This window comes from Bartonella sp. AA81SXKL (assembly GCF_042196945.1).
Classification (GTDB): domain Bacteria; phylum Pseudomonadota; class Alphaproteobacteria; order Rhizobiales; family Rhizobiaceae; genus Bartonella.
Genome location: NZ_JBHIRH010000302.1, coordinates 1 through 280 on the forward strand (window position 1 = coordinate 1; position 280 = coordinate 280).

2 pseudogenes are annotated in these 280 nt (G+C 35.7%); both read left to right on the forward strand.

The features are described 5' to 3' along the window. Nucleotides 1-183 (forward strand): annotated as a pseudogene (locus tag ACFINZ_RS11265) (dihydroorotase); the annotation flags it as partial. Nucleotides 184-216: 33 nt separating this feature from the next. Beyond that, nucleotides 217-280 (forward strand): annotated as a pseudogene (locus ACFINZ_RS11270) (glycerol-3-phosphate acyltransferase); the annotation flags it as partial.

Sequence of the window (280 nt, forward strand, 5' to 3'; positions counted from 1 at the left end):
GGAACACTTAGAAAAGGCACTCATGCAGACCTTATTTTAGTTGACCTTGATGAACCATGGATAGTTTCTCCAGAGAAGCTGTATTCACGTTCAAAAAATACACCTTTTGAGAAGGCACACTTCCAAGGACGTGTTCTCCAAACCTTTGTTAAAGGACAATCAATTTTTAAACTTGATCAATAAACTTCATGGGGGTTTTTAATGAATGAAGGTGAAATACTTTTTCAATTTACTACATGGCTTATCTTTCTGATATCTTATCTCATTGGGTCTATCCCAT